We start from the raw sequence: 24,731 nt of genomic DNA, 5'->3' as shown, positions 1-24,731 counted from the left end.
AACGGGAGACTGTTATGAGTAAAGTAGAATTTTCACCATCCTTAATGACGATGGATTTAGACAAGTTTAAAGAACAAATTACCTTTTTGAATGACAAGGTAGATTCTTATCACATTGATATTATGGATGGACATTATGTCCCAAACATTACGCTATCTCCATGGTTCATTGAGGAGCTGCGCAAGATTACCGATTTGCCTATGTCGGCTCATTTGATGGTTACTAATCCTAGTCTGTGGGTGCAGCAATTAGTCGATATGAAATGTGAATGGATCTGTATGCATGCAGAAGTATTAGACGGCTTAGCTTTTCGTCTAATCGACCAAATCCATGATGCCGACTTAAAGGCGGGAATCGTTTTGAACCCTGAAACACCGATTGAAATGCTTTTCCCTTATATCGAGTTGTTGGACAAAATTACTATCATGACGATTGATCCCGGCTTTGCTGGTCAACGATTTATCGAGAGTACTTTAGACAAAATCGTTGCGTTACGGGAATTACGAGAAGAAAAAGGCTACAATTATGTAATTGAAATGGATGGTTCTTCTAACCGCAAATCTTTCAAACGGATTGATGCTGCTGGACCGGACATTTATATTGTTGGACGCAGCGGGTTATTCGGCTTGGATGAAGATATATCAAAAGCTTTTGCTATCATGGCTAAAGATTATGAAGATATGACTGGCAAAACAATAAAATAAGAAAACGGTGATTGAAGAAGGTGAAAGAGCTGAAGCTGAATGGGATGAACGTTTATCTGCTATGAACAGGACTATCCAGAATTGGCGCAGTAATTCAAACAAGCTTTTACTGATGAATTGCCGGTGGACTGGGAGGCTGCTCTGCCTAAATATGAAGGTGGATCCAGTCAAGCTAGTCACGTATCCAGCCGAGAAATGATTCAGAAATTATCAAAAGCGGTCCCGTATTCATGAGGCGGATCAGCTGATCTTTCTGGTTCAAACAATAAAATGGTGGCAGCTGAAAAAGATTTTAAACCTGGTCAGTATGAAGGTCGCAGAAGGCAAAGATGTCTCGGTCGTTTTCATACCTAGCTTTGAACTATTCCAGCAACAAACAGAAGCGTATAAAAACTCTTTTCTGCCAAAAGAAGTGACAGCTCGTGTATCAATCGAAATGGATACAAGCTTCGGTTGGGGACGGTATGTTGGTGCCCAAGGAAAGATCTTGTCAATTGATAAATTTGGTATGAGTGCTCTTGGTGATACCATTATCAAAGAGTATGGTTTTACAGTAGAGTCTGTGATGCAAGTATTAAAATAAAATCGAAAAATAACACTAAGAATAGTGGGAAGGCTGTATGCTTTTTCACTATTTTTTTGCATTTTTTTAAAACCACCTAGGATTTGTGAGGGGGGTAAATAGTCTGCAGCGTGTTAATAAAAAGAGACTGGCAAAATGCCAAACGGCTGTTAGTTTAGTGACCGTATCCAAAATAAATTTGGAAGTTTTTGGACAAAGAATCTTTATCGTACAAAAGTTGTAGAAGTAGCTTTCCCATCATGTCATAAAAGTAATGTAGATAAATCATCTATATAAAAGATAAGCGGAATACTGGAACTATTCTGCGAGAATTATGGGCATGAAAAAGTACAGGTATTTTCGTAGCAAATTAAAAAAATTTCTGTTCCTGAAAGTTATTTTGGTTAGTACAAAAAAAAATTTCAGTCTTGGCAGATAACCTATGTATAATTAATATAACTGAATTTGCTGAGATGAGTTAAAGCTTTCCCTGTATTCATTTGAAATATTCGGTGCATTCTATAACATCACCAAGCGAGGTACATGGCTGGGGAATTTTTTGAATGAAAACGCTTATACTTTTTCAAGGTGAAAATCTATAATAAGGACATAAGGAAAATGTATTGTTTTGCAGCAGATAGGTACCAAGAAAAAAGGGGGTTAGTTTGAAGATGGAAGAAAGGTATTTAAACATAATGACAGAATTGATTGCTAACCCTAGCATTACGCGAAAGGGGTTGGAAAGCAAACTAAATTTATCAAAGGATCAAATTAAATATGCGATGCGTCAAATTAACAGTGAACTAAAAGAAAATGAATTGCCAAGTATACAACGAACACGAACCGGTGGATTTATCATTGACGAATCAGTTGCTGCCTTCATACAAACTGATGAAGAAGCAAGAAAAGACCCTAACCTTTTCTATTCAGAAGACGAAAGAATAACAATACTTGCCCTATTGTTATTCAACGAAGCATTAGATTTATCCTTAGAGTATTTTTCTTATGAGCTGAAGGTTAGTAAAAATACGATTTTACGAGACCTTTCTAAGCTGAAAAAGAAATTATCTGTCCACAAAATTAAGGTTGTTTATTCTCGTACACAAGGCTATTCACTTTCTGGTAAAGAACTATTTATAAGAGATTTCATTAAAGAAACTCTCTTATATGTTAACAAAATGTCTAGTGGAACTCAACTTTTGGTTAAATTTTCTGGTTTAACACGAGTGGAACGCTTAGCGATGGAGAAAAAATTGAAAGCAATCGAGCAAAAGCTGGAAATTCGTTTTACTGATGAACAGTTTAGTCAACTGCCATACTTTTTACTGATTGTGTTTAATCGGATTTCTTATGGACAGTTGGTTAATGAGAAAACTTCAGAAGAAGAATTAGACATCTATCAACTGAAAGAAGTTCGTTTAATCGAACAAACTCTGGGTTTAGAACAATATGGACGTAGAGAAACGATCTATATATCCTTGCAGATTTTGACTTCAAAAATTATTTCAGCAGAGTTTGTGAATGAAACGATCACCAATCGTTTAAGAGAAGCTTTAAATGTATGTATTGATAACTTCGAAGTGAAAACCTCAATTGAATTAAAGGATCGCGAGCTGATTTTAAACAGCTTAATGTATCATTTGACACCCGCTTATTATCGCATTCGCTATTTGATTAATGAAAAGAATGATCTTTATGAGAAGGAGTTTTTGGAAAATGTTATTGCTCAATATGATTTTCTAAATACCATCATTGAGGATTGTTTCAAGCCTTTAGAGGATTTATTGGAAGTACCGCTGCCTGATATCGAAATTATGTACATTTCCTTAATATTCGGGTCAAAAATTCTACCTCAGGGAAAAACAGAGTACCCAAAAATGAAAACAGCGATTGTTATTTGTCCAAAAGGAGTAACCTACTCGCAATTAATGCTTTCTCAATTGATGACGATTTTTCCCGAAGTTTATTTTTATGAACCCGTGTCACACCGAGCCTTTGAGAAGAGTCATTTGAAAGTAGACATTATTTTTTCAATTGGACACTTTCATCCTTATGATAATTGCTTCGTAGTCCAGGCTGCGATGACAGAAGAAGAAAAGCAGCAATTGCGAGCGCAGGTCTTTAAGAACGTTTTTGGCGATGAAGATCGTACGACTATTGTTGAACGAATTATGGGAGAAATAAGAGAATATATCCCTGATGCTCAAACAGTCAGAATCGAAAACAGCATTCTGGAAATTTTAGGAGAACGTTTGCCCATTAAAAATGAAAATCGAATTCGTACCAGTGGTAATAAAACCATGGGGCTATATGAGTTTCTTTCGGAAAATAAAATTACTATTCTAGATGAGGTGGTTGATTATCGAGAAGCTTTAAAGATTGCTGGTCAGCCGCTTTTGGCTGAAGGAGCAGTTACGGAAAGCTACATTCAAGCGGTGATTGACAGCCATGACTTTGAGGACCCATACACAATTTTGGGAGAAGAGGTAGCGATTCCCCATGCTTTACCAAGCGAAGGAGTTAAGAGAATTGGCATTAGTCTGCTGATTGTACGCAAGGGTTTCTACTATTCTAAAAGCCATTCACTCAAAATTGTTTTTATGATCGCTCCGATTGACAAGAAGCAGCACAATCAAGCGATTATTGATATTTTAACAATTGCTGAATCACCGGTAATGATAGAAAAAATGACAAATACGAATGAGAAGCAATCGATTTTAAAACTATTGAAAGAAATCGTGAATTAAGAAAGGAATTATGTATGAATAACCAAGAAATCAAAGATAGTATATTAAATACTTTAGCTATTGAAGGAGCAGCCATTACAAAATTAAGTGAAACTGTTGATTTGGATGTTTTAACTACTCTGGTTCATAAAATTGGTGAAAAAAAAGGCAAGGTAGTTGTCAGCGGATGCGGTACTTCAGGGGTTGGTGCTAAAAAGATTGTGCATTCATTATCCTGTGTCAGTATTCCGGCAGTCTATCTGAATCCAGCGGATGCTGTGCATGGTTCAATGGGGATTATTACCGAGGACGATATTGTTATTCTAATTTCCAAAGGCGGGAATACCAAAGAATTGGTTCATTTGTTGGATTCTATCAAAGCTCAAAAGCCTTATATTGTCGGAGTTGGTGAAAATGAAACTTCGGCCATTAGTCACTCTGCTGATCTATTTATCAAAGTGTCAGTGGACAAAGAACCAGATAGTTTTAATATGTTGGCAACAGCGAGTACATTGGCAGTTATTTCGATTTTTGATGCGGTGTGCATAGCCTTGATGACTTATACCAAATTTACAAAAGAGCAGTTTGGTATTAATCATCCTGGTGGTGCAGTGGGAGATCGCTTGCTGGGCAAATAATGGAAAATGGAAGGTAACGGTAAATGAGTGAGTTAGTTAATATGATTAAGCAGAAGAACATTGTTTTTTTTGATGAACAGATCGATTTGGATAAGGAACAGCTGTTGGAAAAAATTGGCTGCCGGCTGTTTAAAAATGGATATGTAAAAAGCAGTTTTATTCCAGCTATTAAGAAACGGGAAGCAGCATTTCCTACGGGATTAAACACTACAAATTATGGTATTGCAATTCCTCACACCGATAGCAAGCATGTAATTGAAGCAACAATTGCTATCGGTGTAGTAAGAACACCAGTCATTTTCCAGGAGATGGGTGCAGAAGATGTGGAGGTTCCGGTTCGTCTCGTTTTTATGCTGGCGATTAAAGAACCTAATAAACAGTTGGAGACACTTCAGGCAGTAATTTCATTGATTGAGAATGAAGAAAAAATGAGGGCCCTTGTTCAGGCTGAAGATGAAGCTGCTGTTCTTCAATTATTAAACTAACGAAAAGGAGTACGGGAGAATGAAAAGCCTTTTTGAAGAAATTAATGATCGTATGTTAGGAGAAGTGGGACAAAGTGTATTAACATTTTTAATCCAACACAAGCTGTTGTTTCTCGTTCTGTTCGCTTGTTATGGATCACTGCTTCTGTACTCCAAAGTCATTTACATGTATTACATCCCAGGCCGTATCAAACAAATAATTTTGATGAATCCGGGACTTCCTGTAAAGAAACTATCAGAAATCTGGAAGCAGGAAAAGAAAAAACTACCCTGGTATATTTTGATTCCTTCAAAGAATGAACGGTGGGTTAAACTTGCCAGTCAGTCGAATGGGGAATATCAACTGCTGTATTTTAATCGAAAGAGCAGTTATGCCAGCGAACAAACAATGATTGAAAATTTATACGAGAATCTGAAGGGAGATTTTCATCTTGGTTAAAAATAGCATCATGCCTTCCTTATTCGGGGCTGATATTGGGAATTTGCAACACGACGTTATGGCATTGAAAGAGTTAGAGATAGAAACGCTGCATGTAGATATGATGGATGGTAGTTTTGTGCCAAATATTGCTTTCGGACCAACTCAGGTTGCGGACTTAAAACAAATTTTACCCTTTCAATTTGATGTTCATATGATGGTTGAAAATCCAGAAAAATTTATTCCTCAATTAGTGAAAGCTGGGGTGGAGTATATTAGCATCCATCAAGAAGCAACGGTTCATTTGTTGCGGGGCATTCAGTTGATTAAAGAATTGGGAGCAAAAGCTGGAGTTGTGTTGAATCCAGGTACACCGATAGAAAGTATTCAGTTGGTTTTAGATGAAATTGACTATGTATTGCTGATGACAGTGAATCCAGGTTTAGGTGGACAAGAGCTGTATTCGCCAATTTACCAAAAGATTCAGGCCATGAAGAAGTTGATTGGTGAACGGCCGATTAATATCCAAGTGGATGGCGGAGTAAATACTAAAAATATCAAGGCTTGCCAACAAGCGGGTGCTAACTGGTTTGTGGTAGGATCCTATCTGTTCTCAGGGGATTCAACCGAAAAATTTAAGCTTTTAGAAAATGCGTTACAGTAAGGAGAGCATAAAATGAGAGCATTAAAATTATATGGAAAACAAGATTTGCGTTATGAAGAAGCCAAAAAACCACAGTTGAAAAAACCAACCGATGTGTTGATCAGAGTGAAAGCTGTGGGAATTTGCGGTTCCGATCTGTCACGCTATAAAAAATTAGGACCCTATGTTTCGGGGATGGTTTGGGGCCATGAATTTTCTGGTGAGGTCATAGAGATTGGCGAGCAGGTAAAACATGTATCTATAGGTGATCGTGTGGCAGGAGCTCCTTGTCTTACTTGTGCTGATTTGGATGTTGAGGAGTGCTATTACTGTAAAAAATCGGAGTTTGCTCGTTGTGAAAACTTAACAGTTATTGGTGCTCGCCATGGTGGAGCCTATGCTGAATACATTCGTTTACCTGAAAAAAATTGTGTGGCCATTCCCGATTCGGTGGATTATGAATCGGCAGCTATGATTGAGCCTTCAGCTGTAGTGGTGCATGGCTATTACCACACGAATATTACTGCTGGCGATACTGTAGTTGTGGTTGGCTGTGGAAATATTGGTTTGTTATCAATTAAATTTGCCAAGATATTCGGAGCAACCAAAATTATTGCAGTAGATATTGCTGACGAGGCATTAAAAATGGCAGAAGAAGCAGGAGCCTCTCATACCATAAACTCTTTGAAGGAAGAGACTTTAGAAAGAATTACCGCTTATACAGGCGGTTTGATGTCTGATATTGTAGTAGAATCGGCAGGCTCTCCCATTACTTCCGCTCAAGTATTCGCCTATGCCAAGAAAGGCGGCGGTGTAGTCTTTATGGGAATTCCGTATGCGGATATTATGATTGAACGCTTTTATTTTGAAAAAATTGTACGTAGTGAATTGAAGGTTTGGGGGGCCTGGAGTTGTGTTTCGGCACCGTTCCCTGGTAAGGAGTGGTTAACCATTATGTCGCTGCTTGAAAATGGTCAATTGGAATTAAAATCAATGATTACTCATCGCTTGAAACTATCCGAGGGACCAGAAATATTTGACACCGTCACGCATAAAAAACCAGAAGACAATTTTGGCAAAATCATGTTTTTCCCTGAAGAGTTCTAGGAAAGGAAGAAAAAAATGAATCGAAAAAGAATCTATGTATGCTGTGGGACGGGGATTGCAACTTCCACAGTTATTGTAAAAAAGGTTTCGGAGTTTTTAGATGAAAATAATATTCAGTACGATATTAGTCAATATATTGTCTCCGACATTCCTTCTAAGGTTGCTAATAAAAAACCAGATATAGTCATCAGCTCTACCACTATTTCTGCTGATTTAGGAGATGTGCCAGTGCTCTTAGGCCGCTCATTTTTGACCGGAATTGGTCGGGATAAAACAAAGCAAGAGCTGCGTGAGATTTTAGAATTCTAGCAAAAAGGAGGAAAAGAAATGTCAGTTGTTTTTGACTTTTTCAAATACATCATTGATTTAGGTGTGAGTGTGATGATGCCCATTATTATTACTATTTTGGGCGTTATATTTGGAAGGAAGCTGTCGGTCTCTTTTAAAGCAGGACTGACTGTTGGGATTGGGTTTATCGGAATTAATGTAATGGCCGGTGTCATGATGAGTGCTATCACACCAGTAACCAAAGCCTTAGTTGAACGGTACAATTTTAGTTTAACAGCCACAGATATCGGCTGGGGAATTGGCTCCTCGATTGCCTGGGGGACACCCGTTGTTCCGTTTGTTTTTATCGCTATCATTATCACCAATGTTTTAATGTTAATGTTTAATTTGACTAAAACGATGGACGTCGACATTTGGAATTACTGGCAGCCATTATTTATCTCTAGTGCGCTGTACCTGACGACAGGAAGTATGGTTTTGGCTGTAGCAAGTGCTGTCATTAATATGGCAATTATTTTTAAATTAGCAGATATGACGCAAAAAGATGTTTCAGATGTTTTAGGCTTGGAAGGAATTTCATTACCGGCACTGCAGACAACCGGCTGGGCAGTGTTAGGGTATCCTATGAATTGGCTGTTAGATCGGATTCCCGGGATTAACAAGATTAATTGGACCACCGAGAATGTTCAGAAAAGACTAGGGATTTTTGGCGAACCAATGATGATGGGGCTGGTAATAGGCGGCTTGTTAGCCGCTGTTGCCGGAATGCCTTTGTCTGATATCTTGACTACGGCTGTTTCAATTGCTGCATCACTAGTCTTGATTCCACGCATGGTTTCCCTATTGATGGACGGCTTGATTGTCATTTCCGAAGCTGCTCAGGAATTCATGGAGAAACGGTTCGAAGGCCGAGAGATTTACATTGGTTTAGATGCTGCATTAGGAATTGGACACCCTTTTGTATTGTCTTTAGGTTTGTTGATGATCCCGATTACTTTAGTACTGGCATTTATTCTTCCCGGAAACAAAACTTTGCCGTTAGCTGATTTAACCGCACTGCCATTTTATATGATTTTTGCAATCTTGCCTTCGAAGGGGAACCTATTTCGCGGTGTAATCACCGGAATATTTATTGCAACAATTACCCTGTATATTTCGGGAATTGCTGCACCAATTATGACTGGATTAGCAGCCGATATTGGCTATCAAATCCCGGGGGAAGCGACCGAAATCACCTCCTTGGCTGTGGGAACGCAGTGGTATTCATGGATTGTTTATTACTTGTTAAGTTTATTGTCTTAATAAAATAGTGCCGAAGCCCGAAGCCAAAAGGGTTTGGGCTTTTTCAGGCACCAATTAAGAAATTTGTCTTCTATTATATACAGATGACAATTCTAGTACTATAAAAAATATTGACCTATTAGATAAACAAAGATATAATTGTGTTGACCTAATAGGTAAACAGCTAGGTGGAAGGAGCAATAAATGGATAAAAAATTATTGGAATTAGAACAGGAACGACGGGACAGGCTGTTGAATGCGGCTTTGAAGGAGTTTGTCTTAAAAGGCTATGATCATTCTTCTACCAATGTAATTGCTAAAGAGGCTAAAATGTCCAAAGCACTGATGTTTCATTACGTGAATAACAAGCAGGATCTTTTTTTAGCAGTTTATGACTATTTCACGGATTTGCTTGAGCAGGAGTATTTTGAAATGCTGGATTTTTCAGAAGGAGATATCTTTGTTCGCTTACGTTGGTCATATCTTTTGCAGCTCCAGCTGATCAAACGCTATCCTTGGATCCTTGATTTTGACAAATTATCAGCAAAAACAAAATCAGCTGAAATCAATCAAAGGTTAGCGACTGTTGAGAAACAAAAGACTTGTCAGCAGCAATTGTTTGATAATCTTGATAAATCGAAATTTCGCAGTGATCTAGATCATGAAAAGTGTAAGCAATTCATTTTGTGGATCAACTTAGGCTTTACCAGCCAGATTGTGGAGAAGATTAAGTCATCCAATGGTATAGATTTCGATGAAGAGGCGGTCATTGTTACACTGGATGAGTATTTAAAAGAATTGAAGAAATTAGTTTATGCAGCAGCAGATGAATAAAAAGGCAGCACTTGTTTTAGTTATATTGATAATTGTATTGCTTAGTCAATTCAAGATAGGAGGGTATTCCGTGAAGAACACTGAAATACAAGATCCGATAATTGTTGAATTTCCTCTGCGGGGAGAATGGCAGTCGCCAAATACACCTGGTACAAAGATACCCAGTCATGGGACGGATCGATTGGGAACACGCTATGCGTATGATTTTATTCAGGTGGATTGGAACCGCAGCGGCTGGCCAGCCTATCGCAGCAGCTTGCCAAAATATTTGGTATCCGGATTACCTATTAGTGATTACTATTGCTGGGGGCAAGAGATTTATGCCCCCTTTGATGGAGAAGTTGTTTTCGCAGAAGATCATTATCCCGAACGAGAGCGCACGAATTTACGGACTGATTTGATAAATGCTTACAAAAATGCCAATCATTTTGATCCCGTTATTGACGATGCACGAACAGTAGCTGGAAATTATGTGATTATTAAGCGGGTAGAAAAAGTTTATGCCGCTTTGTGCCATTTACAGACAGGTTCGGTACAAGTTGCAGCTGGCCAACAAGTCAAAAAGGGTCAGTTGATTGGTCGTGTTGGGCATTCAGGCAACTCCTTCGGTCCTCATTTGCATTTTCAATTAATGGACAGCAGCAATATTGTCAAAGCCCAAGGATTACCTTGTGCTTTTGAGCGATATGAACTGTATCAGGAAGGGCAGTGGAAAAAAGTAGACAAAGGAATTCCAACCAATAAAGACAGAATCAGATTTCTATATTAAAATAATTTTTGATTCTAATCAGTGACAACACAATAAAGAACGAGCGATAAAACTTTTACTAAAATGACTAATTTACAAATAAAGATGCAAGAAAAATACATCAATTTCTTTTTTATAATTTAAGGCAGCAAAAAGGTGAAGCAGATTCAAATCTTACTTCACCTAAGGCTATCAATGAATTTGACAAGCAATATGATGTTGTTCAAATATTTCTTTAAAGTAAGCCAGCTCCTCAGTGTGTAGCTGGGGAATATCCTGCATCTTATATTCTCGATCCAAAAATGCATATTTCTTTTCACCAAATTGATGGAAAGGTAAAAGCTCGACTTTTTGAATGCCCAATTGATCAAACAGCTGAGCAAAAGACTCCGCATTTTCTCTGCCATCGTTGAAATCAGGAATAACGGGAATACGAACAATTAAATTGGTATGACGCTCCAAGGCAAATGCCAAATTTTTTAAAATTGGAGCTAAAGATACTTTTGTGCCCTTTTTATGTTGCAGCTCATCATGGTGTTTTACATCAAAGTACAACAGATCCACCTGTTGAATATATTTTTCAAAAACTTCCTGTCTGGCAAACCCAGTTGTTTCACTGGCAGTGTGAATGCCTTTCTCCTTTAATTTCCGCAATAATTCGGTCGCAAATTCTGCCTGATAGAGGACTTCGCCGCCGGAAAGAGTCACGCCCCCATCGGATTCTTCGTAAAAAGGTTCATCCTTCATGACCTCATCAATAATTTCATTCATGCTTTTGTATTCCCCTACAGTGGCGTAATCTTTCTTTTGAGTGTCCCACATATTTTCTGGATCACCAGCTTGAGACTCGGGATTGGAACACCAGTAACAGCGGAGCGGGCAACCTTTGAAAAAAACCACCGTTCGAATTCCAGGTCCATCGTGAATACTAAATTTTTGGATATTGAAAATACATGCTTGGTCCATCATGGCAAAGGCTCCTTTCTTATTCAAATTCATATTAACAGATAAAAATCCTTACGTAAATAGTTTTAGTTTCGAATGAAAGTGAATAGGTTATCTTTAATGATTGTTGTCTGCTGGAAAATATGGTAATCTGGTAAAGAATAGGGGGGATTGAATGTCTAGAGAAGAAGAGATACTTTCGATTGTTAGTCAAAAGAAAAAAATCGAAGTTAATGAACTTTCAGAACTATTGGAGGTTTCTAAAGTAACTATTCGAAAAGACTTAGATAAGCTGGAGTCTAGGGGGTTGTTGCACCGCCAGCATGGCTATGCTTTACTAAATAATACCGACGATATCAATTTCCGTTTGGCTCAGAATTATGATCTCAAGCGAAGGATTGCTTTAGAAGCAAGTAAAATAGTGAACGATGGGGATGTGATTATGATTGAGTCAGGCTCTACCTGTACGTTGCTGGCAGAAGAATTGGCTTTCAATCGAAATGATATCACTATTATTACGAATTCTTGTTTTATAGCTTCCTATATTCGCAAGGCTGAATCCGCTAAAGTAATCCTTATTGGTGGTGAATATCAAAAAGATTCTCAGGTAAATGTAGGACCATTGGTTAAAAAGGTAATTAGTGAGTTTTTCGTTGATAAGCTTTTTGTTGGTATCGATGGCTTTGATAAAAAGCGCGGCTTTACCGGCAGTGACATTACTCGCTGTGATACTACTAGGACACTGGCGACCGCTGCAAATCATACGATTGTTTTAACAGATTCCAGCAAATTTACCCAGAATGGTGTAGTATCCGAATTTGGTTTTGATGAAGTCAACAAGGTATTTACCGATGCGGGAATCAGTGCAGAGAACCAAGCTTTTTTAATTAATCACCATATCAAAGTAATAACTGTCTGATATTGCACATTTGTGCAATATTTTTTTTATTTTTAAATGACTGAATAGCAATTGACGCGTATTCTATTACCATGCTATTATGGTTACGAAAGAAACAATAATGTTTACGAACGAAAAAAAGGAGGAAGCGTAATGAGTATTCAAACAAAAGAAAAAAGCTCGGCTGAAAACTACCCTTATTTTGGAACATTAACCAATCGCATGAACGACTATCGTGAGTCTGTACTGACTAAGAAGCCTTATATTTGTGCTGAACGTGCTCTGTTAGCAACAGAAGCCTATAAGGAAAACATGAATCAGACCAACGTTATGAAGCGAGCTCTAATGCTAAAGAACATTCTAGAAAAAATGTCCATCTATATTGAAGATGAAACATTGATTGTAGGTAATCAAGCCTCTTCCAACAAGGATGCTCCGATTTTTCCAGAATATACCATGGAATTTGTTTTAAACGAGTTAGATCTGTTTGAAAAACGTGATGGGGATGTTTTTTACATTTCAGAACAAACGAAAGAGGAGCTACGCTCGATTGCGCCATTTTGGGAAAACAATAATTTACGTGCCAAAGCTGGCTGCTTACTACCGGAAGAGGTTTCTGTCTTTATGGAAACCGGATTTTTCGGAATGGAAGGCAAGATGAACTCCGGAGATGCGCATTTAGCAGTTGACTACAGGCAAGTTCTGGAAGTTGGACTCAAGGGCTACAAAGAACGCACTCTAAGAGAAAAAGAGAATTTAGATTTAACCCAACCAGAAAGTATTAACAAATATCAGTTTTATAATGCGGTCTTACTGGTCTTGGATGCGGTGAAGACATTTGCCGAGCGTTTTTCTCAACTGGCTAAGGAACAAGCAGAGACTGCAGCACCCGAAAGAAAGGCCGAGTTGTTGGAAATCAGCCGAATTTGTGCCAAGGTACCTAACGAGCCGGCGGAAACCTTCCAAGAAGCAATACAATCAGTGTGGTTTATTCAACTAGTTTTGCAAATTGAATCAAATGGTCACTCATTATCCTATGGCCGTTTCGATCAATACATGTATCCCTATTTGAAGGCTGATTTAGACAGAGGCAGCATAACTGAAGATCAAGCAGTTGAGTTGTTAACCAACCTGTGGATTAAGACCTTGACCGTGAATAAAGTTCGCAGCCAGGCCCACACCTTCAGCAGTGCGGGTAGTCCGATTTACCAAAATGTGACGATCGGTGGTCAAACACGAGATAAACAAGATGCTGTCAATGATTTGTCTTATCTGGTTTTACGAAGTGTGGCACAAACGAAGCTGCCGCAACCAAACTTGACGGTGCGCTATCATGCTGGTCTAGATAAGCATTTTATGGATGAAGCTATTGAAGTTATGAAGATTGGTTTCGGGATGCCGGCGTTTAATAATGACGAAATTATCATTCCATCCTTTATTAACATCGGAGTCACAGAAGAAGATGCCTATGATTATAGTGCAATCGGCTGTGTCGAGACAGCGGTCCCCGGTAAATGGGGCTACCGCTGTACTGGAATGAGCTACATGAATTTCCCTAAAATTCTGATGACTGCCATGAATGACGGCATTGATCCAGTTTCTGGTAAACGTTTTGTAGAAGGGAATGGACACTTCAAAGAGATGCAAACCTTTGAAGAATTACAGACTGCTTGGGATAAAACAGTGCGAGAACTGACTCGCATGAGTGTGATTGTGGAAAATGCGATTGATCTTGGGTTAGAAAAGGAAGTTCCAGATATTCTATGTTCTGCTTTAACAGAGGATTGTATCGGTCGAGGCAAAACCTTAAAAGAGGGCGGAGCAGTTTACGACTTTATTTCTGGTCTGCAAGTAGGCATTGCCAATTTAGCTGATTCGTTAGCTGCCATTAAGAAGCTGGTTTTTGAAGAAGAGAAAGTCACAACCGAGGAACTATGGGAAGCATTAATGACTGATTACGAAAGTGATCGCAGTAAAGAAATCCAGCAAATGATTCTTTTTGATGTTCCTAAATACGGCAATGATGATGATTATCCTGATCAACTGGTGCGACAAGCGTACGACAGCTACATTGATGAAGTCAAAAAATATCCGAATACTCGTTTTGGTCGAGGACCTATTGGTGGTACTCGTTATTCAGGGACCTCATCGATTTCAGCTAATGTGGGTCAAGGACGAGCAACTATGGCGACACCAGACGGGCGAAACGCTTGGGTACCTTTAGCAGAAGGCTGCTCACCTTCCCATAATATGGATAAAAACGGACCAACCGCAGTACTGAAATCAGTCTCTAAATTGCGAACCGAAGAAATTATCGGCGGCGTCTTATTGAATCAGAAAGTAAATCCTCAGACTTTGGCTAAGGAAGAGGACAAACAAAAGTTGATTATGCTGCTGCGGACCTTCTTTAACAAGCTGCACGGTTATCATATTCAGTACAATGTCGTCTCTCGCGAAACCTTAATTGATGCCCAGAAGCATCCAGAAAAACACCGGGACTTGATTGTTCGGGTCGCTGGCTACTCGGCTTTCTTCAATGTTCTGTCGAAAGCAACGCAGGATGATATTATTGAACGGACGGAACACGCTATCTAGAATTGAATAATCAATAAAAACTGGTTTAACAGCTTCCAGCTGTTAAGCCAGTTTTTTTGTAGTAAGAGAAGATTATCAAAGGAAACCAACAAAATTGAGCACTGTCCTTACAGGAAAAAGCCAGACTTTGTACAAGCTAGATGTTCAGTGTTGAAAGCTTGTACAAGTTTTTTAGTCAGAGCGAAGCAATGTTTTATAAAAAAACGATATCAAATTAATTAAAACGAGAATCACTAAGCGATTATTCTGATAATCCAAAAAGATCGTTATTTTTTGTTTTTTTGGAATAGTTCTATGTTCTTGATAGGATGAAAAATATACAATGTGGAACATTAGATCAGTATTTGATAAATCGAGTGAGGCTATAAATTGTTATATTTTAAGGCTCATTTAATAGATTTTCTAGACTTGTATCGTAAGACTAGTTAATTTACACTTTATATAAGAGCCAAATCAAATCTATTGATGAAATGATCAGTGATTAGTGTTGAGACAAAATGTCATTTAAAAAAAGTTGAATTTTTTTCTGTATTTATATTAGGTTTTGAAATAACACAAGGAGTATTTATTCTCGAAAAATTGAATATATACATACTTTTTGAATAATGCAAAGAAACCGACATTTATTTTGCCAAAACCTGCGTAGTGAAAGCGCATACCTTTTGTTAGTATGTGCTTGTACCAATATTACAAAGGAGGAAATGTTTTATGGGAAATGCAATTAATGTTTTTTCAGAAATCGGACCATTGAAACAAGTACTGCTTCACAGACCAGGTAAAGAGTTAGAAAATTTGATGCCTGATTATCTAGAGCGCTTATTGTTTGATGACATCCCTTTTCTAGACCAAGCTAGAAAGGAGCACGACGCTTTTGCTGATACACTGAGATCAAAGGCGATCGATGTATTATATTTAGAGGATTTGGCTGCGGAAGCACTAACTAGTGATGGCCTTAAACAACAATTTCTTACTGAGTATTTGAATGAAGCAAATATTAAGGGTTCGGATGCACGTAAGGAAATCGAAAGTTATTTCTCCGCAATTAAGGACAATCGGGAGTTCATTGACCAAACAATGGCTGGACTGAGAAAAAATCAGCTTTCGGTGGGAGTGAATAAGAATCTTTCTGACATGGTTCAGGATGAATATCCATTCTATATTGATCCAATGCCGAATCTTTATTTTACTCGCGATCCTTTTGCAACTATTGGAAATAGCGTATCTCTGAATAAGATGTATGCGGAAACCAGGCGGAGAGAAACCTTATACGCGAAGTACATTTTTAAATATCATCCAATGTTCATCGAAAATCCGGTTAATCTGGTATACAACCGAGAAAATGATACTCGTATTGAGGGTGGCGATGAACTGGTTCTTTCGAAGAATGTTTTGGCAGTGGGAATTTCCCAACGGACCGATGTTTCATCCATTGAAAAATTGGCCCTTCAAATTTTTGAAAGTGAACCAAGCTTTGAGCATGTCTTGGCATTTAACATTGGTGAGGAACGTAAATTCATGCACTTGGATACGGTGTTTACAATGGTGGATTACGATAAATTCACGATTCACCCTGAAATTGAAGGTGATTTAGTTGTTTACTCTCTGTCGAAACCAAATGGACAAATCAAAATTGTGGAAGAGAAGGATACCCTAGAAAATATCTTATGTCGTTACCTAGATCTGCCAGCAGTTGAGTTGATCCGTTGCGGCGGCGATGATATTACCGCAGCAGCTCGCGAACAATGGAATGACGGCTCCAACACTTTAGCAATCGCACCTGGCGAAGTGGTAGTGTACGATCGCAACACGATCACCAATAAGAAATTAGAAGAAGCGGGCGTGAAATTGAACTACATTCCAGGCAGTGAATTAGTTCGTGGACGAGGCGGCCCACGTTGTATGAGTATGCCGTTTGTTAGAGAAGACATTTAAATTATAGGAGGAATAAAAATGACATCAGTTTTTCAAGGACGTAGCTTATTAGCGGAAAAGGATTTTACGAGAGAAGAATTGGAATATTTAATTGATTTCTCAATTCATTTGAAGGATTTAAAGAAACGCAACATTCCCCATCATTATTTAGAAGGAAAAAACATTGCGTTGCTGTTTGAAAAAACTTCGACTCGTACCCGGGCAGCTTTTACTACTGCATCAATTGACTTAGGTGCACACCCAGAATTTTTAGGGGCGAATGACATTCAGTTAGGTAAAAAGGAATCGGTTGAAGACACTGCAAAAGTATTGGGCAGCATGTTTGATGGTATCGAATTCCGTGGATTCAGTCAACAAGTTGTTGAAGACTTAGCTAAATATTCCGGTGTTCCAGTTTGGAATGGGTTGACCGATGAGTGGCATCCAACTCAAATGATCGCTGATTTTATGACCATCAAAGAAAACTTCAACACCTTAGAAAATATTACCTTAGTCTATGTTGGTGATGGACGCAACAATATGGCAAATAGTTTACTGGTAACTGGAGCAATCTTAGGTGTTCATGTAAGAATTTGTGCACCAAAGGAATTACAACCAGAACAATCTGTAGTTGATTACGCAAACAAATTTGCAGCCGAATCTGGCAGTCAGCTAATGATTACTGATGACGTAGCAAAAGGTGTGAAGGGTGCCAATGTTCTTTACACAGATGTGTGGGTATCAATGGGAGAAGAAGATAAGTTTGAAGAACGAGTGAACTTGCTGAAAGATTATCAAATCAATATGGATATGGTAAAAGCGACTGGAAATATGGATGGCGATTTAATTGTCTTGCATTGTTTGCCGGCTTTCCATGATACAAAAACTCAATACGGCGAAATGATCAAAGAAAAATTTGGGATCAATGAAATGGAAATCACCGATGAAGTATTCCGCAGTAAATATGGCCGCCAATTTGAAGAAGCAGAAAATCGGATGCATTCAATCAAAGCGATTATGGCTGCAACATTAGGTAATTTATTTATTCCAAAAGTGTAAATGAGAGAGGAGGAAATCCGTAGTGCAGCAAAAGAAACGGATCGTGGTAGCTTTAGGAGGAAACGCAATTCTGTCAAACGATGCAAGTGCGAAAGCTCAACAGCAGGCTTTAGAACAGACAGCCCAGCACTTGATTAAACTGATTAACGCTGAAACGCAAGTGATTATCTCACACGGGAATGGACCTCAAGTCGGCAATCTGTTGTTGCAGCAACAGGCAGCTGATTCAAAAGAGAATCCGGCTATGCCGTTAGATACTTGTGTGGCTATGACTCAAGGAAGCATTGGCTTTTGGTTACAAAATGCCCTTGAAAAAGAAATTCAAAATGCCAATCTGAAACAAGAAGTTGCAACGATAATTACTCAAGTAATTGTCGATGGCAACGATGAGGCATTCAAAAATCCAAGCAAACCAATTGGTCCATTCCTGACGCATGAACAGGCCCAAGCTCTGGAACAAGCAACGGGGGCTGTTTACAAAGAGGATGCTGGCCGAGGCTGGCGTAAGGTCGTTCCTAGTCCCAAACCAATATCCATCAAAGAAAAGTATAGCATAAATACATTGGTAAATAACAATGTGTTGACGATTTGTGCCGGCGGGGGTGGAATTCCTGTCGAACAGCATTCTGGTCAAGGAGTCGAAGCAGTGATTGATAAAGATTTTGCTTCTGAAAAATTAGCGGAATTATTAGATGCAGATCTGTTGGTTATCTTGACTGGTGTTGAAAAAATTGCCTTAAATTTTGGCAAAGAAGATGAGCAGTGGCTGGATCAAGTGACTGTTTCTGAATTAGAACAATATATTGAAGAGCAGCACTTTGCTCCCGGCAGTATGCTGCCGAAGGTTGAAGCAGCTATTCAATATGTAAAAGCTAAGCCGAAATGCAAAGCGATTATTACTTCCTTGGAAATGTTAGGGGATATTGATAAAGGGACTGTTGGAACCACCGTAATTTCGTAAAAACAGTCGATAAAAATAGGTTTTGGAGTGATAGTTATGGAAAAAAATTCTGTGTCTACAGCAATAGATAATCATCCATATTTCTCGGCTTTGGATCAAGAAGTCCGCGAAATGATGGAACGAAACATGTACTATCGATTTTACAAAAAGGGACAAGTTTTGTTCGACACAGATGACAAACGGGACCGAATATTCATTTTAGATAAAGGCCTGATTCGAATTGAGCGAGTGGATCAGACTGCCTGCTACAATTTTCTTGAATTCTTAAATGAAAAACGCCCATTTCCATTGTTAGGCATGTTTGAAGCCCAAAACTATCACTTCTCTGCTATTGCCATGACCGATATTCAAGTTTTTTATCTGTCAACGGCGGTTTTCGAAAGGATCGTTAAATCGAATAATGATCAACTGAGATTATTCAATTCGAACTTGAATCATTTGATTGAGAAACAAATTCGACGAATCCAATATTCCGTTATCTCGAAGGCGACTGAGCGAGTGGAGAATACCTTATCGATTTTAATGGAGGATTTAGCAGAAGAGCAAGAGGGTAATTATGTCATTCCTTATCCAATCATGATTAATGATATTTCGAGATATAGCGGTACAACCAGAGAAACAGCCAGCCAAACAATTAAAGCGTTGGTAAAGCAAAAAAAAATTGATTATCAGTACAAGGAATTAAAATTCCTTGATACAGACTATTTCATTTCAAGAAAATAAACTGACTCGACAGAAAGGAAAAATATGAGGGAGCTCTAAAAGAGCGTACTATGTTTTCCTCTGGAGCTCTTTTGTATTACAGTGAGCAAAATGAGTAAAAAAAATAAGAAAGAAAAAAAATCAATCTCATCTTTTAGCATTCTGTTCATCATCATTATTCTCTTAACGGTGATTTCTTGGCTCTTCTCAGGACAAACATTCACGCCAACAATTCCAGCAGGCGGAACTGAAGAGGTTAGCCAAGTAGTAGGTGCAAAAATTTCAGATTTAGTAATGTCGCCCTTCAATGGCTTTAGAGATGCAATAGATATTTGTGTCTTTATCCTTTTTCTAGGCGGATTTTTAAATATTGTTACTGGAACGGGTGCCTTAGAGGCAGGAATTCAGCATGTTGTGAAGAAACTAAAGGGGAACGAGCTGGTTCTTATTCCCGTATTAATGGTTCTCTTTTCAATCGGGGGATCAACTTATGGAATGGCGGAAGAAACCATTCCCTTCTATTCTCTACTAGCAGTCACCATGGTTGCTTCTGGTTTTGATACGATTGTTTCCACCGGGACAGTGATGCTGGGTGCTGGAGCAGGAGTGATTGGATCAACGGTTAACCCCTTTGCTACTGGCGTTGCTATGGATGCCTTGCGAAGTGTGGGTATTCAGCCTAACGCGGGAACAATCATGATGATTGGTTTATTGCTGTGGGCAGTAACGACAATCTATTGCATTTTTTGCGTGATGAGTTATGCGAAAAAGGTCAAGGCTGATAAAGGCTCAACAATTCTTTCCCTGCAAGAGCAGCAAGACATGAAAACTGCTTTTGAAAATTCGGGATCCGCCAATATTGAGTTTACCCGCAAACGTAAAATGATCCTGATTGTGTTTATGATTTCTTTTGTTGTGATGGTGGTTTCTCTGATTCCATGGGGATCTTTTGGTATCACTTTTTTTAATGGCTGGACGTCATTCTTAACAGGACAAAATTTTGGAGACTGGTACTTCGGTGATCTGGCTATGTGGTTCTTTTTAGCTAGTTTAGTGATTGCACTGATTCATGGTTTCTCAGAAAAAGAGATCATCGACACCTTTATCGATGGAGTAAAAGATATTTTATCGGTTGTCTTAATTATTGTGGTCGCTCGTGGCGCCTCTGTCATTATGCAGGTTACTCATTTAGATTTATTTATTTTAGACAAATCAGCGGGACTTTTACAAGGGTTCTCTCCAATTTTATTTGTAATTGGTGCGTACATTTTGTATTTGTTCTTATCCTTCTTAATCCCATCTACCTCCGGATTAGCGTATGTTTCAATTCCAGTTATGGGAGCGCTTGCGCAAAATGTGGGTTTGAACCCTAACGTCATGGTAATGATCTTTACTGCTGGATGCGGACTCGTCAACTTGATTACGCCGACATCGGGAGTAGTAATGGGTGGTTTGGAGCTTTCTAAAATCAATTATTCAACTTGGACAAAATTTATGAGGAAACCGTTGATTGTGATTGGAATCAGTAATTTGATTATTTTGATTGCTTCGATGCTATTAGTATAAAAAATAAGCTCTAGAGACTAGTACTAGTCTCTAGAGTAAAAAATGACTATCGATACTGGAGGATACTATGAGAAAAGCAGAACGTCATAAAATCATAAAACAAATTATTATTGAAAACGAAATTGAAACACAGGACGAATTGCTGAATTATTTAAAAGCTGAGGATATTAGTTTGACTCAAGCAACTATTTCTCGTGATCTTAGAGAGTTAAACATCGTAAGATCATACACCAAGGAAGGGAAGAAAAAATTTACCTTAATTGCTTCGGAGCAAAGTGAACAGGATTTTTATACAAAATTCCGAAAAAGTATCAATGATTATTCTACTGTTATCGAACAAGTCAACTTCCTGGTTATTATTCACACATTACCCCATGGTGCCGATGTTATTGCCAACTACATGGACGAAATTGATTTTGAACAAGTTGCAGCAACGGTAGCGGGATATGACACGTTGATTATAGTGACCCGCGCAGAGGAAAGTGCCAAACAATTGATTGGTGAGTTGAATAAGTGTGTTGAAATATAAGTAATAGGATTTCCAGATTGGTAGGAACAACGCTCAACATATCTCAACTGACTATGACCATTGATTGGTGAAGAAAGAACTGCTTTAAACCTATAACAAAAAAATTATTGAGTGCTGAAAAGCTTTAGGACTTCTCAGTAAAAGTGGTCAATTAACAAATCCGCTCAGCATCATTTACCGCTATCGGGAATTTCCGAATGAACTGTCAGCTAAGGTTTGCTATTCGCAATATCCCAATGGCGGTAAAAAATTAATCGTGGATGAAGCCTAGTAGGTCATCTTTGATCGAACAACCTTTCTCAATGAATAGGAGTTTCTAGGGCAGTCCAAAAAGTGTAAACATAATATATTGGAGGGAATGCCATGAATAATAAAGAACTTATTGCCGCAGCCATCTTCCAAATTACCCAAGAGCAGCTGACAAAAGAAGATATCTTAAACTTATTAGAAACCCCTAAGTTTACCAGTCATGGGGATGTCGCTTTTCCAGTTTTTTCACTGGCAAAACTCTATCGAAAAGCGCCGCAAAAAATTGCTGAAGAACTTGTGCAGGCAATTGATGAGGGCCCCTTTGAAAAAGTCAACGCAGTAGGCTCCTACGTGAATTTTTATATGGATAAGCAAATGGTTTCCAGCAACGTATTGAGTCAAGTATTAAAAGAAGGCAGTCATTTTGGAGATAGCCAAGTGGGAAATAAAGAAAATGTCACGGTCGATATGTCTTCTCCAAACATAGCTAAGCCAATCTCCATGGGGCATTTGCGTTCAACAGTGATCGGCAACTCGATCAGCTTGATTATGGAAAAAATCGGGTATTGCTCGATTCGAATCAATCATTTAGGTGATTGGGGTACTCAATTTGGAAAATTAATTGTTGCTTACCGAGAGTGGGGAACAGAAGAAAAAGTTAGGCAAGAACCGATCAATGAATTATTGCGTTTGTATGTAAAATTTCATGAAGAGGCAGAAAACGACTCTCGATTGGAAGATGAAGCCCGAGCTTGGTTCAAACGCTTAGAAGAAGACGACCCTGCAGCAATTAACCTTTGGGAATGGTTTCGCAGCGCCTCTTTGACCGAATTCGATAAGATTTATGACATGCTGGAAGTTACTTTCGATTCTACGAATGGTGAAGCTTTTTATAACGATAAGATGGACGAAGTGATTACTTTATTGGAAGAAAAAAATCTTCTGAAGGAAGACAAAGGGGCTGAGATCGTTGATTTGAGTACCTATGATTTAAATCCGGCAATGATCCGAAAATCCGATGGTGCGACTCTCTATATCACGCGTGATCTGGCAGCAGCCTTGTATCGAAAACGGAATTATCATTTTGCAAAATCCCTATATGTTGTCGGAAACGAACAAAGTATTCATTTTAAACAATTAAAGGCTGTTTTAAAAGAGCTGGGTTTCGAATGGTCGGATGATATGGTGCATATTGCATTTGGTCTGATAACTCAAGGTGGAAAAAAATTATCAACTCGTAAGGGAAAAATCGTTTTGCTAGAGGAGGTTTTAAATGAAGCAACGGCAGCAGCTTTAGCTCAAATTAATGAGAAAAATCCTGATCTTCCCAATAAAGAAGAAGTTGCTCATCAGGTTGGTGTAGGAGCAGTCATCTTCCACGATCTAAAAAATGACCGCTTAAATACCTTCGACTTTGAGTTGGAGGAAGTGGTACGTTTTGAAGGTGAGACAGGACCTTACGTTCAATACACCTATGCTCGAGCAATGACTCTATTGAGAAAGGCCCAGTTCTCTATTGATTCTGCTGCTAACTATGCATTAGCTGATGAGGATAGCTGGGAAATGATCAAATTAATCCAGTCTTATCCGGAAATTGTTCTGCAAGCTGCGGAACAATACGAACCCTCTGTACTGGCTAAACATTCAATCAGACTAGCACAAGCTTTTAATCGTTATTACGCTCACACTAAGATATTGGCAGCTGATCCATATCGTGAATCAAGACTGGCACTTGTTTTTGCAGCTGCCACCATTCTGAAGGAAAGTCTGCGATTGTTAGGTGTTCATGCGCCAAGCCAAATGTAAGGGGAAGCATAAAGCAGATGTCTATATGTGTGAGTTGTTAAAAGCTGAGTGTGAAGAAATCAATCAAACCTTCAAAGAAGAGTTCAACAAAATACGAATTCCTTTCGCGCGGAAGCCATTTTCACTAAAAGTTTTGCAGATTAGCGTACCGCTGCTCTTCACTTTGAATGTATTCGTTCTGATCACAACAACAATTAATTTTCTCTTTTCTGGTTTAAATGGATTAGAGAACCTCTGCAAAATTCTTCTGTTGTTTCTTCTGCTTCAGGCCTTTAATGCTGAAAAAGAGAAGCAATTAATTCAACTCAAGTTTGACTTAATTCGTGAAGAATGGTCTGAACGTTTTGAGAAAAAAGACAACAGCACATAGAATGTGAATAAGCTTCGGTTGGTAATACTGCTAAGACGAGCCATTCATCCATTTTTATCTATCTTAATTTTTAGGATAAACGAAGAGGAGTAAGTAATAAAATTAAAAGCAAATACCTTAGTCTCAAGGTTTATTGCAAAGCCGCTAAATAATAGATATAATTTTTTTGAGACTTGAGAAAGTGAGATGGGGAAAATGGTTGAAATTCTTAGAGAAATTGGTATGATTGCACGAGCGTTAGATTCGATTAGTAATATTGAGTTTAAAGAAGTTGATTTGATCAGAGGTCAATATCTTTATATTGTCAGAATATGTGAGCATCCTGGAATTACGCCAGTAGAATTGGCAGATATGATCAAGGTGGATAAAGCGACGACCGTTAAGGCATTAAAAAAGCTGGAAAAAATCGGCTTAATCACGCAAACAGTGGATAAAAAAAATAACCGGACGAAGAAAATCTATCCAACTGCAAAAGGAGAAGAGGTCCATCCCTTTATTGCTCGTGAAAATGAGTATTCGAATCGAGTGGCGTTGGATGGCTTTACAGAAGCGGAAGCGCAGCAGCTGAAAGATTATTTAGAACGGGTAAGAATTAATATTGAAGATGATTGGTATCATGTTGAAAAAGGCAACCAACGAATCTACTAGAACATCAAAAAACAGAGCGGTTATACAATAGGAAGTTTGAACGACCGATTGAAAGCTG

General features: G+C 38.5%; 23 protein-coding genes and 1 pseudogene. 23 read left to right on the top strand and 1 reads right to left on the bottom strand.

Annotation, left to right across the window (positions count from 1 at the left end):
• Positions 1-14: 14 nt before the first annotated feature.
• The 12 genes and pseudogenes from alsE to IGI49_RS19975 all read left to right on the top strand — a co-directional run bounded on the left by alsE (position 15) and on the right by IGI49_RS19975 (position 10,455).
• Positions 15-704 carry a D-allulose 6-phosphate 3-epimerase gene (gene alsE, locus IGI49_RS20030; RefSeq protein ID WP_429965810.1) on the top strand — a complete coding sequence of 230 codons (690 nt, stop codon included), beginning with the start codon at positions 15-17 and terminating at the stop codon, positions 702-704.
• Positions 703-1,287 (top strand): annotated as a pseudogene (locus IGI49_RS20025) (transketolase-like TK C-terminal-containing protein); the annotation flags it as partial. The gene alsE and the pseudogene IGI49_RS20025, both read left to right, overlap by 2 nt.
• A gap of 650 nt (positions 1,288-1,937) precedes the next feature.
• A complete protein-coding gene (locus tag IGI49_RS20020; RefSeq protein ID WP_429965811.1) occupies positions 1,938-4,013 on the top strand; it encodes a BglG family transcription antiterminator in 2,076 nt (691 codons plus the stop codon).
• A gap of 14 nt (positions 4,014-4,027) precedes the next feature.
• Entirely contained in the window at positions 4,028-4,630 is a 603-nt protein-coding gene (locus IGI49_RS20015; protein ID WP_429965812.1) for an SIS domain-containing protein, read from the top strand.
• Positions 4,631-4,653: 23 nt separating this feature from the next.
• Positions 4,654-5,115, top strand: a complete 462-nt coding sequence (locus IGI49_RS20010; RefSeq protein ID WP_429965814.1) for a PTS sugar transporter subunit IIA — start codon at positions 4,654-4,656, stop codon at positions 5,113-5,115.
• A gap of 19 nt (positions 5,116-5,134) precedes the next feature.
• Positions 5,135-5,554 (top strand): hypothetical protein, encoded by a 420-nt coding sequence (locus IGI49_RS20005; protein WP_207701903.1) that lies wholly within the window; start codon positions 5,135-5,137, stop codon positions 5,552-5,554.
• Positions 5,547-6,197, top strand: coding sequence for a ribulose-phosphate 3-epimerase (gene rpe / locus IGI49_RS20000; RefSeq protein ID WP_429965815.1), 651 nt, complete (start codon positions 5,547-5,549; stop codon positions 6,195-6,197). Before IGI49_RS20005 ends, rpe begins: the two co-directional genes overlap by 8 nt.
• Positions 6,198-6,209: 12 nt before the next feature.
• Positions 6,210-7,283 carry a galactitol-1-phosphate 5-dehydrogenase gene (locus IGI49_RS19995; RefSeq protein ID WP_429965816.1) on the top strand — a complete coding sequence of 358 codons (1,074 nt, stop codon included), beginning with the start codon at positions 6,210-6,212 and terminating at the stop codon, positions 7,281-7,283.
• Between the two features lie 15 nt (positions 7,284-7,298).
• The gene (locus IGI49_RS19990) at positions 7,299-7,592 is read left to right on the top strand and encodes a PTS sugar transporter subunit IIB (protein WP_207701900.1); all 294 of its coding nucleotides are present in this window, start codon (positions 7,299-7,301) and stop codon (positions 7,590-7,592) included.
• Between the two features lie 18 nt (positions 7,593-7,610).
• Complete coding sequence (locus IGI49_RS19985; RefSeq protein ID WP_429965817.1) at positions 7,611-8,873, top strand: PTS galactitol transporter subunit IIC; 1,263 nt, start codon at positions 7,611-7,613, stop codon at positions 8,871-8,873.
• Between the two features lie 183 nt (positions 8,874-9,056).
• Positions 9,057-9,686, top strand: coding sequence for a TetR/AcrR family transcriptional regulator (locus tag IGI49_RS19980; protein ID WP_429965818.1), 630 nt, complete (start codon positions 9,057-9,059; stop codon positions 9,684-9,686).
• 70 nt (positions 9,687-9,756) lie between these two features.
• The gene (locus IGI49_RS19975) at positions 9,757-10,455 is read left to right on the top strand and encodes a M23 family metallopeptidase (RefSeq protein WP_429965819.1); all 699 of its coding nucleotides are present in this window, start codon (positions 9,757-9,759) and stop codon (positions 10,453-10,455) included.
• A 171-nt stretch (positions 10,456-10,626) separates the two neighbouring features.
• Here IGI49_RS19975 and IGI49_RS19970 read toward each other — a convergent pair whose 3' ends face one another.
• Complete coding sequence (locus IGI49_RS19970) at positions 10,627-11,403, bottom strand: glycyl-radical enzyme activating protein (protein ID WP_429965820.1); 777 nt, start codon at positions 11,401-11,403, stop codon at positions 10,627-10,629.
• A 151-nt stretch (positions 11,404-11,554) separates the two neighbouring features.
• Here IGI49_RS19970 and IGI49_RS19965 point away from each other — a divergent pair, with 151 nt between their 5' ends.
• The 11 genes from IGI49_RS19965 to IGI49_RS19915 all read left to right on the top strand — a co-directional run bounded on the left by IGI49_RS19965 (position 11,555) and on the right by IGI49_RS19915 (position 24,673).
• The gene (locus IGI49_RS19965; protein WP_207701896.1) at positions 11,555-12,298 is read left to right on the top strand and encodes a DeoR/GlpR family DNA-binding transcription regulator; all 744 of its coding nucleotides are present in this window, start codon (positions 11,555-11,557) and stop codon (positions 12,296-12,298) included.
• A 132-nt stretch (positions 12,299-12,430) separates the two neighbouring features.
• Positions 12,431-14,872 (top strand): glycyl radical protein, encoded by a 2,442-nt coding sequence (locus IGI49_RS19960; RefSeq protein WP_429965821.1) that lies wholly within the window; start codon positions 12,431-12,433, stop codon positions 14,870-14,872.
• 708 nt (positions 14,873-15,580) lie between these two features.
• On the top strand, positions 15,581-16,804 hold the full coding sequence (gene arcA / locus IGI49_RS19955; RefSeq protein ID WP_429965822.1) for an arginine deiminase: 1,224 nt from the start codon (positions 15,581-15,583) through the stop codon (positions 16,802-16,804).
• An 18-nt stretch (positions 16,805-16,822) separates the two neighbouring features.
• Positions 16,823-17,842, top strand: coding sequence for an ornithine carbamoyltransferase (gene argF / locus IGI49_RS19950; RefSeq protein WP_429965823.1), 1,020 nt, complete (start codon positions 16,823-16,825; stop codon positions 17,840-17,842).
• Between the two features lie 22 nt (positions 17,843-17,864).
• Positions 17,865-18,803 carry a carbamate kinase gene (gene arcC / locus IGI49_RS19945; RefSeq protein WP_429965824.1) on the top strand — a complete coding sequence of 313 codons (939 nt, stop codon included), beginning with the start codon at positions 17,865-17,867 and terminating at the stop codon, positions 18,801-18,803.
• Positions 18,804-18,839: 36 nt separating this feature from the next.
• Positions 18,840-19,526 carry a Crp/Fnr family transcriptional regulator gene (locus IGI49_RS19940; RefSeq protein WP_207701891.1) on the top strand — a complete coding sequence of 229 codons (687 nt, stop codon included), beginning with the start codon at positions 18,840-18,842 and terminating at the stop codon, positions 19,524-19,526.
• Between the two features lie 90 nt (positions 19,527-19,616).
• Positions 19,617-21,071, top strand: a complete 1,455-nt coding sequence (locus tag IGI49_RS19935; RefSeq protein ID WP_207701890.1) for a YfcC family protein — start codon at positions 19,617-19,619, stop codon at positions 21,069-21,071.
• A 67-nt stretch (positions 21,072-21,138) separates the two neighbouring features.
• On the top strand, positions 21,139-21,600 hold the full coding sequence (locus IGI49_RS19930; protein ID WP_207701889.1) for an arginine repressor: 462 nt from the start codon (positions 21,139-21,141) through the stop codon (positions 21,598-21,600).
• A 363-nt stretch (positions 21,601-21,963) separates the two neighbouring features.
• Positions 21,964-23,655 (top strand): arginine--tRNA ligase, encoded by a 1,692-nt coding sequence (gene argS, locus IGI49_RS19925; protein ID WP_429965825.1) that lies wholly within the window; start codon positions 21,964-21,966, stop codon positions 23,653-23,655.
• Positions 23,636-24,025, top strand: coding sequence for a hypothetical protein (locus IGI49_RS19920; RefSeq protein ID WP_429969602.1), 390 nt, complete (start codon positions 23,636-23,638; stop codon positions 24,023-24,025). The genes argS and IGI49_RS19920 overlap by 20 nt, the downstream gene beginning before the upstream one ends.
• 195 nt (positions 24,026-24,220) lie before the next feature.
• Complete coding sequence (locus tag IGI49_RS19915; protein WP_429966089.1) at positions 24,221-24,673, top strand: MarR family winged helix-turn-helix transcriptional regulator; 453 nt, start codon at positions 24,221-24,223, stop codon at positions 24,671-24,673.
• The last annotated feature ends 58 nt before the right edge of the window (positions 24,674-24,731 follow it).

The sequence above is a fragment of the Enterococcus sp. AZ071 genome, from assembly GCF_050499065.1.
Taxonomy (GTDB): domain Bacteria; phylum Bacillota; class Bacilli; order Lactobacillales; family Enterococcaceae; genus Enterococcus_A; species Enterococcus_A ferrettii.
The sequence above is the reverse complement of the archived record's forward strand: the minus strand, read 5'-3'. Positions and strand labels throughout refer to the sequence as shown.

Excerpts from the sequence above, each read along its gene's own strand:
- alsE (WP_429965810.1), top strand. The coding sequence starts at position 15 with ATGAGTAAAGTAGAATTTTCACCATCCTTAATGACGATGGATTTAGAC.
- IGI49_RS20020 (WP_429965811.1), top strand. The coding sequence starts at position 1,938 with ATGGAAGAAAGGTATTTAAACATAATGACAGAATTGATTGCTAACCCT.
- IGI49_RS20015 (WP_429965812.1), top strand. The coding sequence starts at position 4,028 with ATGAATAACCAAGAAATCAAAGATAGTATATTAAATACTTTAGCTATT.
- IGI49_RS20010 (WP_429965814.1), top strand. The coding sequence starts at position 4,654 with ATGAGTGAGTTAGTTAATATGATTAAGCAGAAGAACATTGTTTTTTTT.
- IGI49_RS20005 (WP_207701903.1), top strand. The coding sequence starts at position 5,135 with ATGAAAAGCCTTTTTGAAGAAATTAATGATCGTATGTTAGGAGAAGTG.
- IGI49_RS19995 (WP_429965816.1), top strand. The coding sequence starts at position 6,210 with ATGAGAGCATTAAAATTATATGGAAAACAAGATTTGCGTTATGAAGAA.
- IGI49_RS19990 (WP_207701900.1), top strand. The coding sequence starts at position 7,299 with ATGAATCGAAAAAGAATCTATGTATGCTGTGGGACGGGGATTGCAACT.
- IGI49_RS19985 (WP_429965817.1), top strand. The coding sequence starts at position 7,611 with ATGTCAGTTGTTTTTGACTTTTTCAAATACATCATTGATTTAGGTGTG.
- IGI49_RS19980 (WP_429965818.1), top strand. The coding sequence starts at position 9,057 with ATGGATAAAAAATTATTGGAATTAGAACAGGAACGACGGGACAGGCTG.
- IGI49_RS19970 (WP_429965820.1), bottom strand. The coding sequence starts at position 11,403 with ATGATGGACCAAGCATGTATTTTCAATATCCAAAAATTTAGTATTCAC.
- IGI49_RS19965 (WP_207701896.1), top strand. The coding sequence starts at position 11,555 with ATGTCTAGAGAAGAAGAGATACTTTCGATTGTTAGTCAAAAGAAAAAA.
- IGI49_RS19960 (WP_429965821.1), top strand. The coding sequence starts at position 12,431 with ATGAGTATTCAAACAAAAGAAAAAAGCTCGGCTGAAAACTACCCTTAT.
- arcA (WP_429965822.1), top strand. The coding sequence starts at position 15,581 with ATGGGAAATGCAATTAATGTTTTTTCAGAAATCGGACCATTGAAACAA.
- argF (WP_429965823.1), top strand. The coding sequence starts at position 16,823 with ATGACATCAGTTTTTCAAGGACGTAGCTTATTAGCGGAAAAGGATTTT.
- IGI49_RS19940 (WP_207701891.1), top strand. The coding sequence starts at position 18,840 with ATGGAAAAAAATTCTGTGTCTACAGCAATAGATAATCATCCATATTTC.
- IGI49_RS19935 (WP_207701890.1), top strand. The coding sequence starts at position 19,617 with ATGAGTAAAAAAAATAAGAAAGAAAAAAAATCAATCTCATCTTTTAGC.
- IGI49_RS19930 (WP_207701889.1), top strand. The coding sequence starts at position 21,139 with ATGAGAAAAGCAGAACGTCATAAAATCATAAAACAAATTATTATTGAA.
- argS (WP_429965825.1), top strand. The coding sequence starts at position 21,964 with ATGAATAATAAAGAACTTATTGCCGCAGCCATCTTCCAAATTACCCAA.
- IGI49_RS19920 (WP_429969602.1), top strand. The coding sequence starts at position 23,636 with ATGCGCCAAGCCAAATGTAAGGGGAAGCATAAAGCAGATGTCTATATG.
- IGI49_RS19915 (WP_429966089.1), top strand. The coding sequence starts at position 24,221 with ATGGTTGAAATTCTTAGAGAAATTGGTATGATTGCACGAGCGTTAGAT.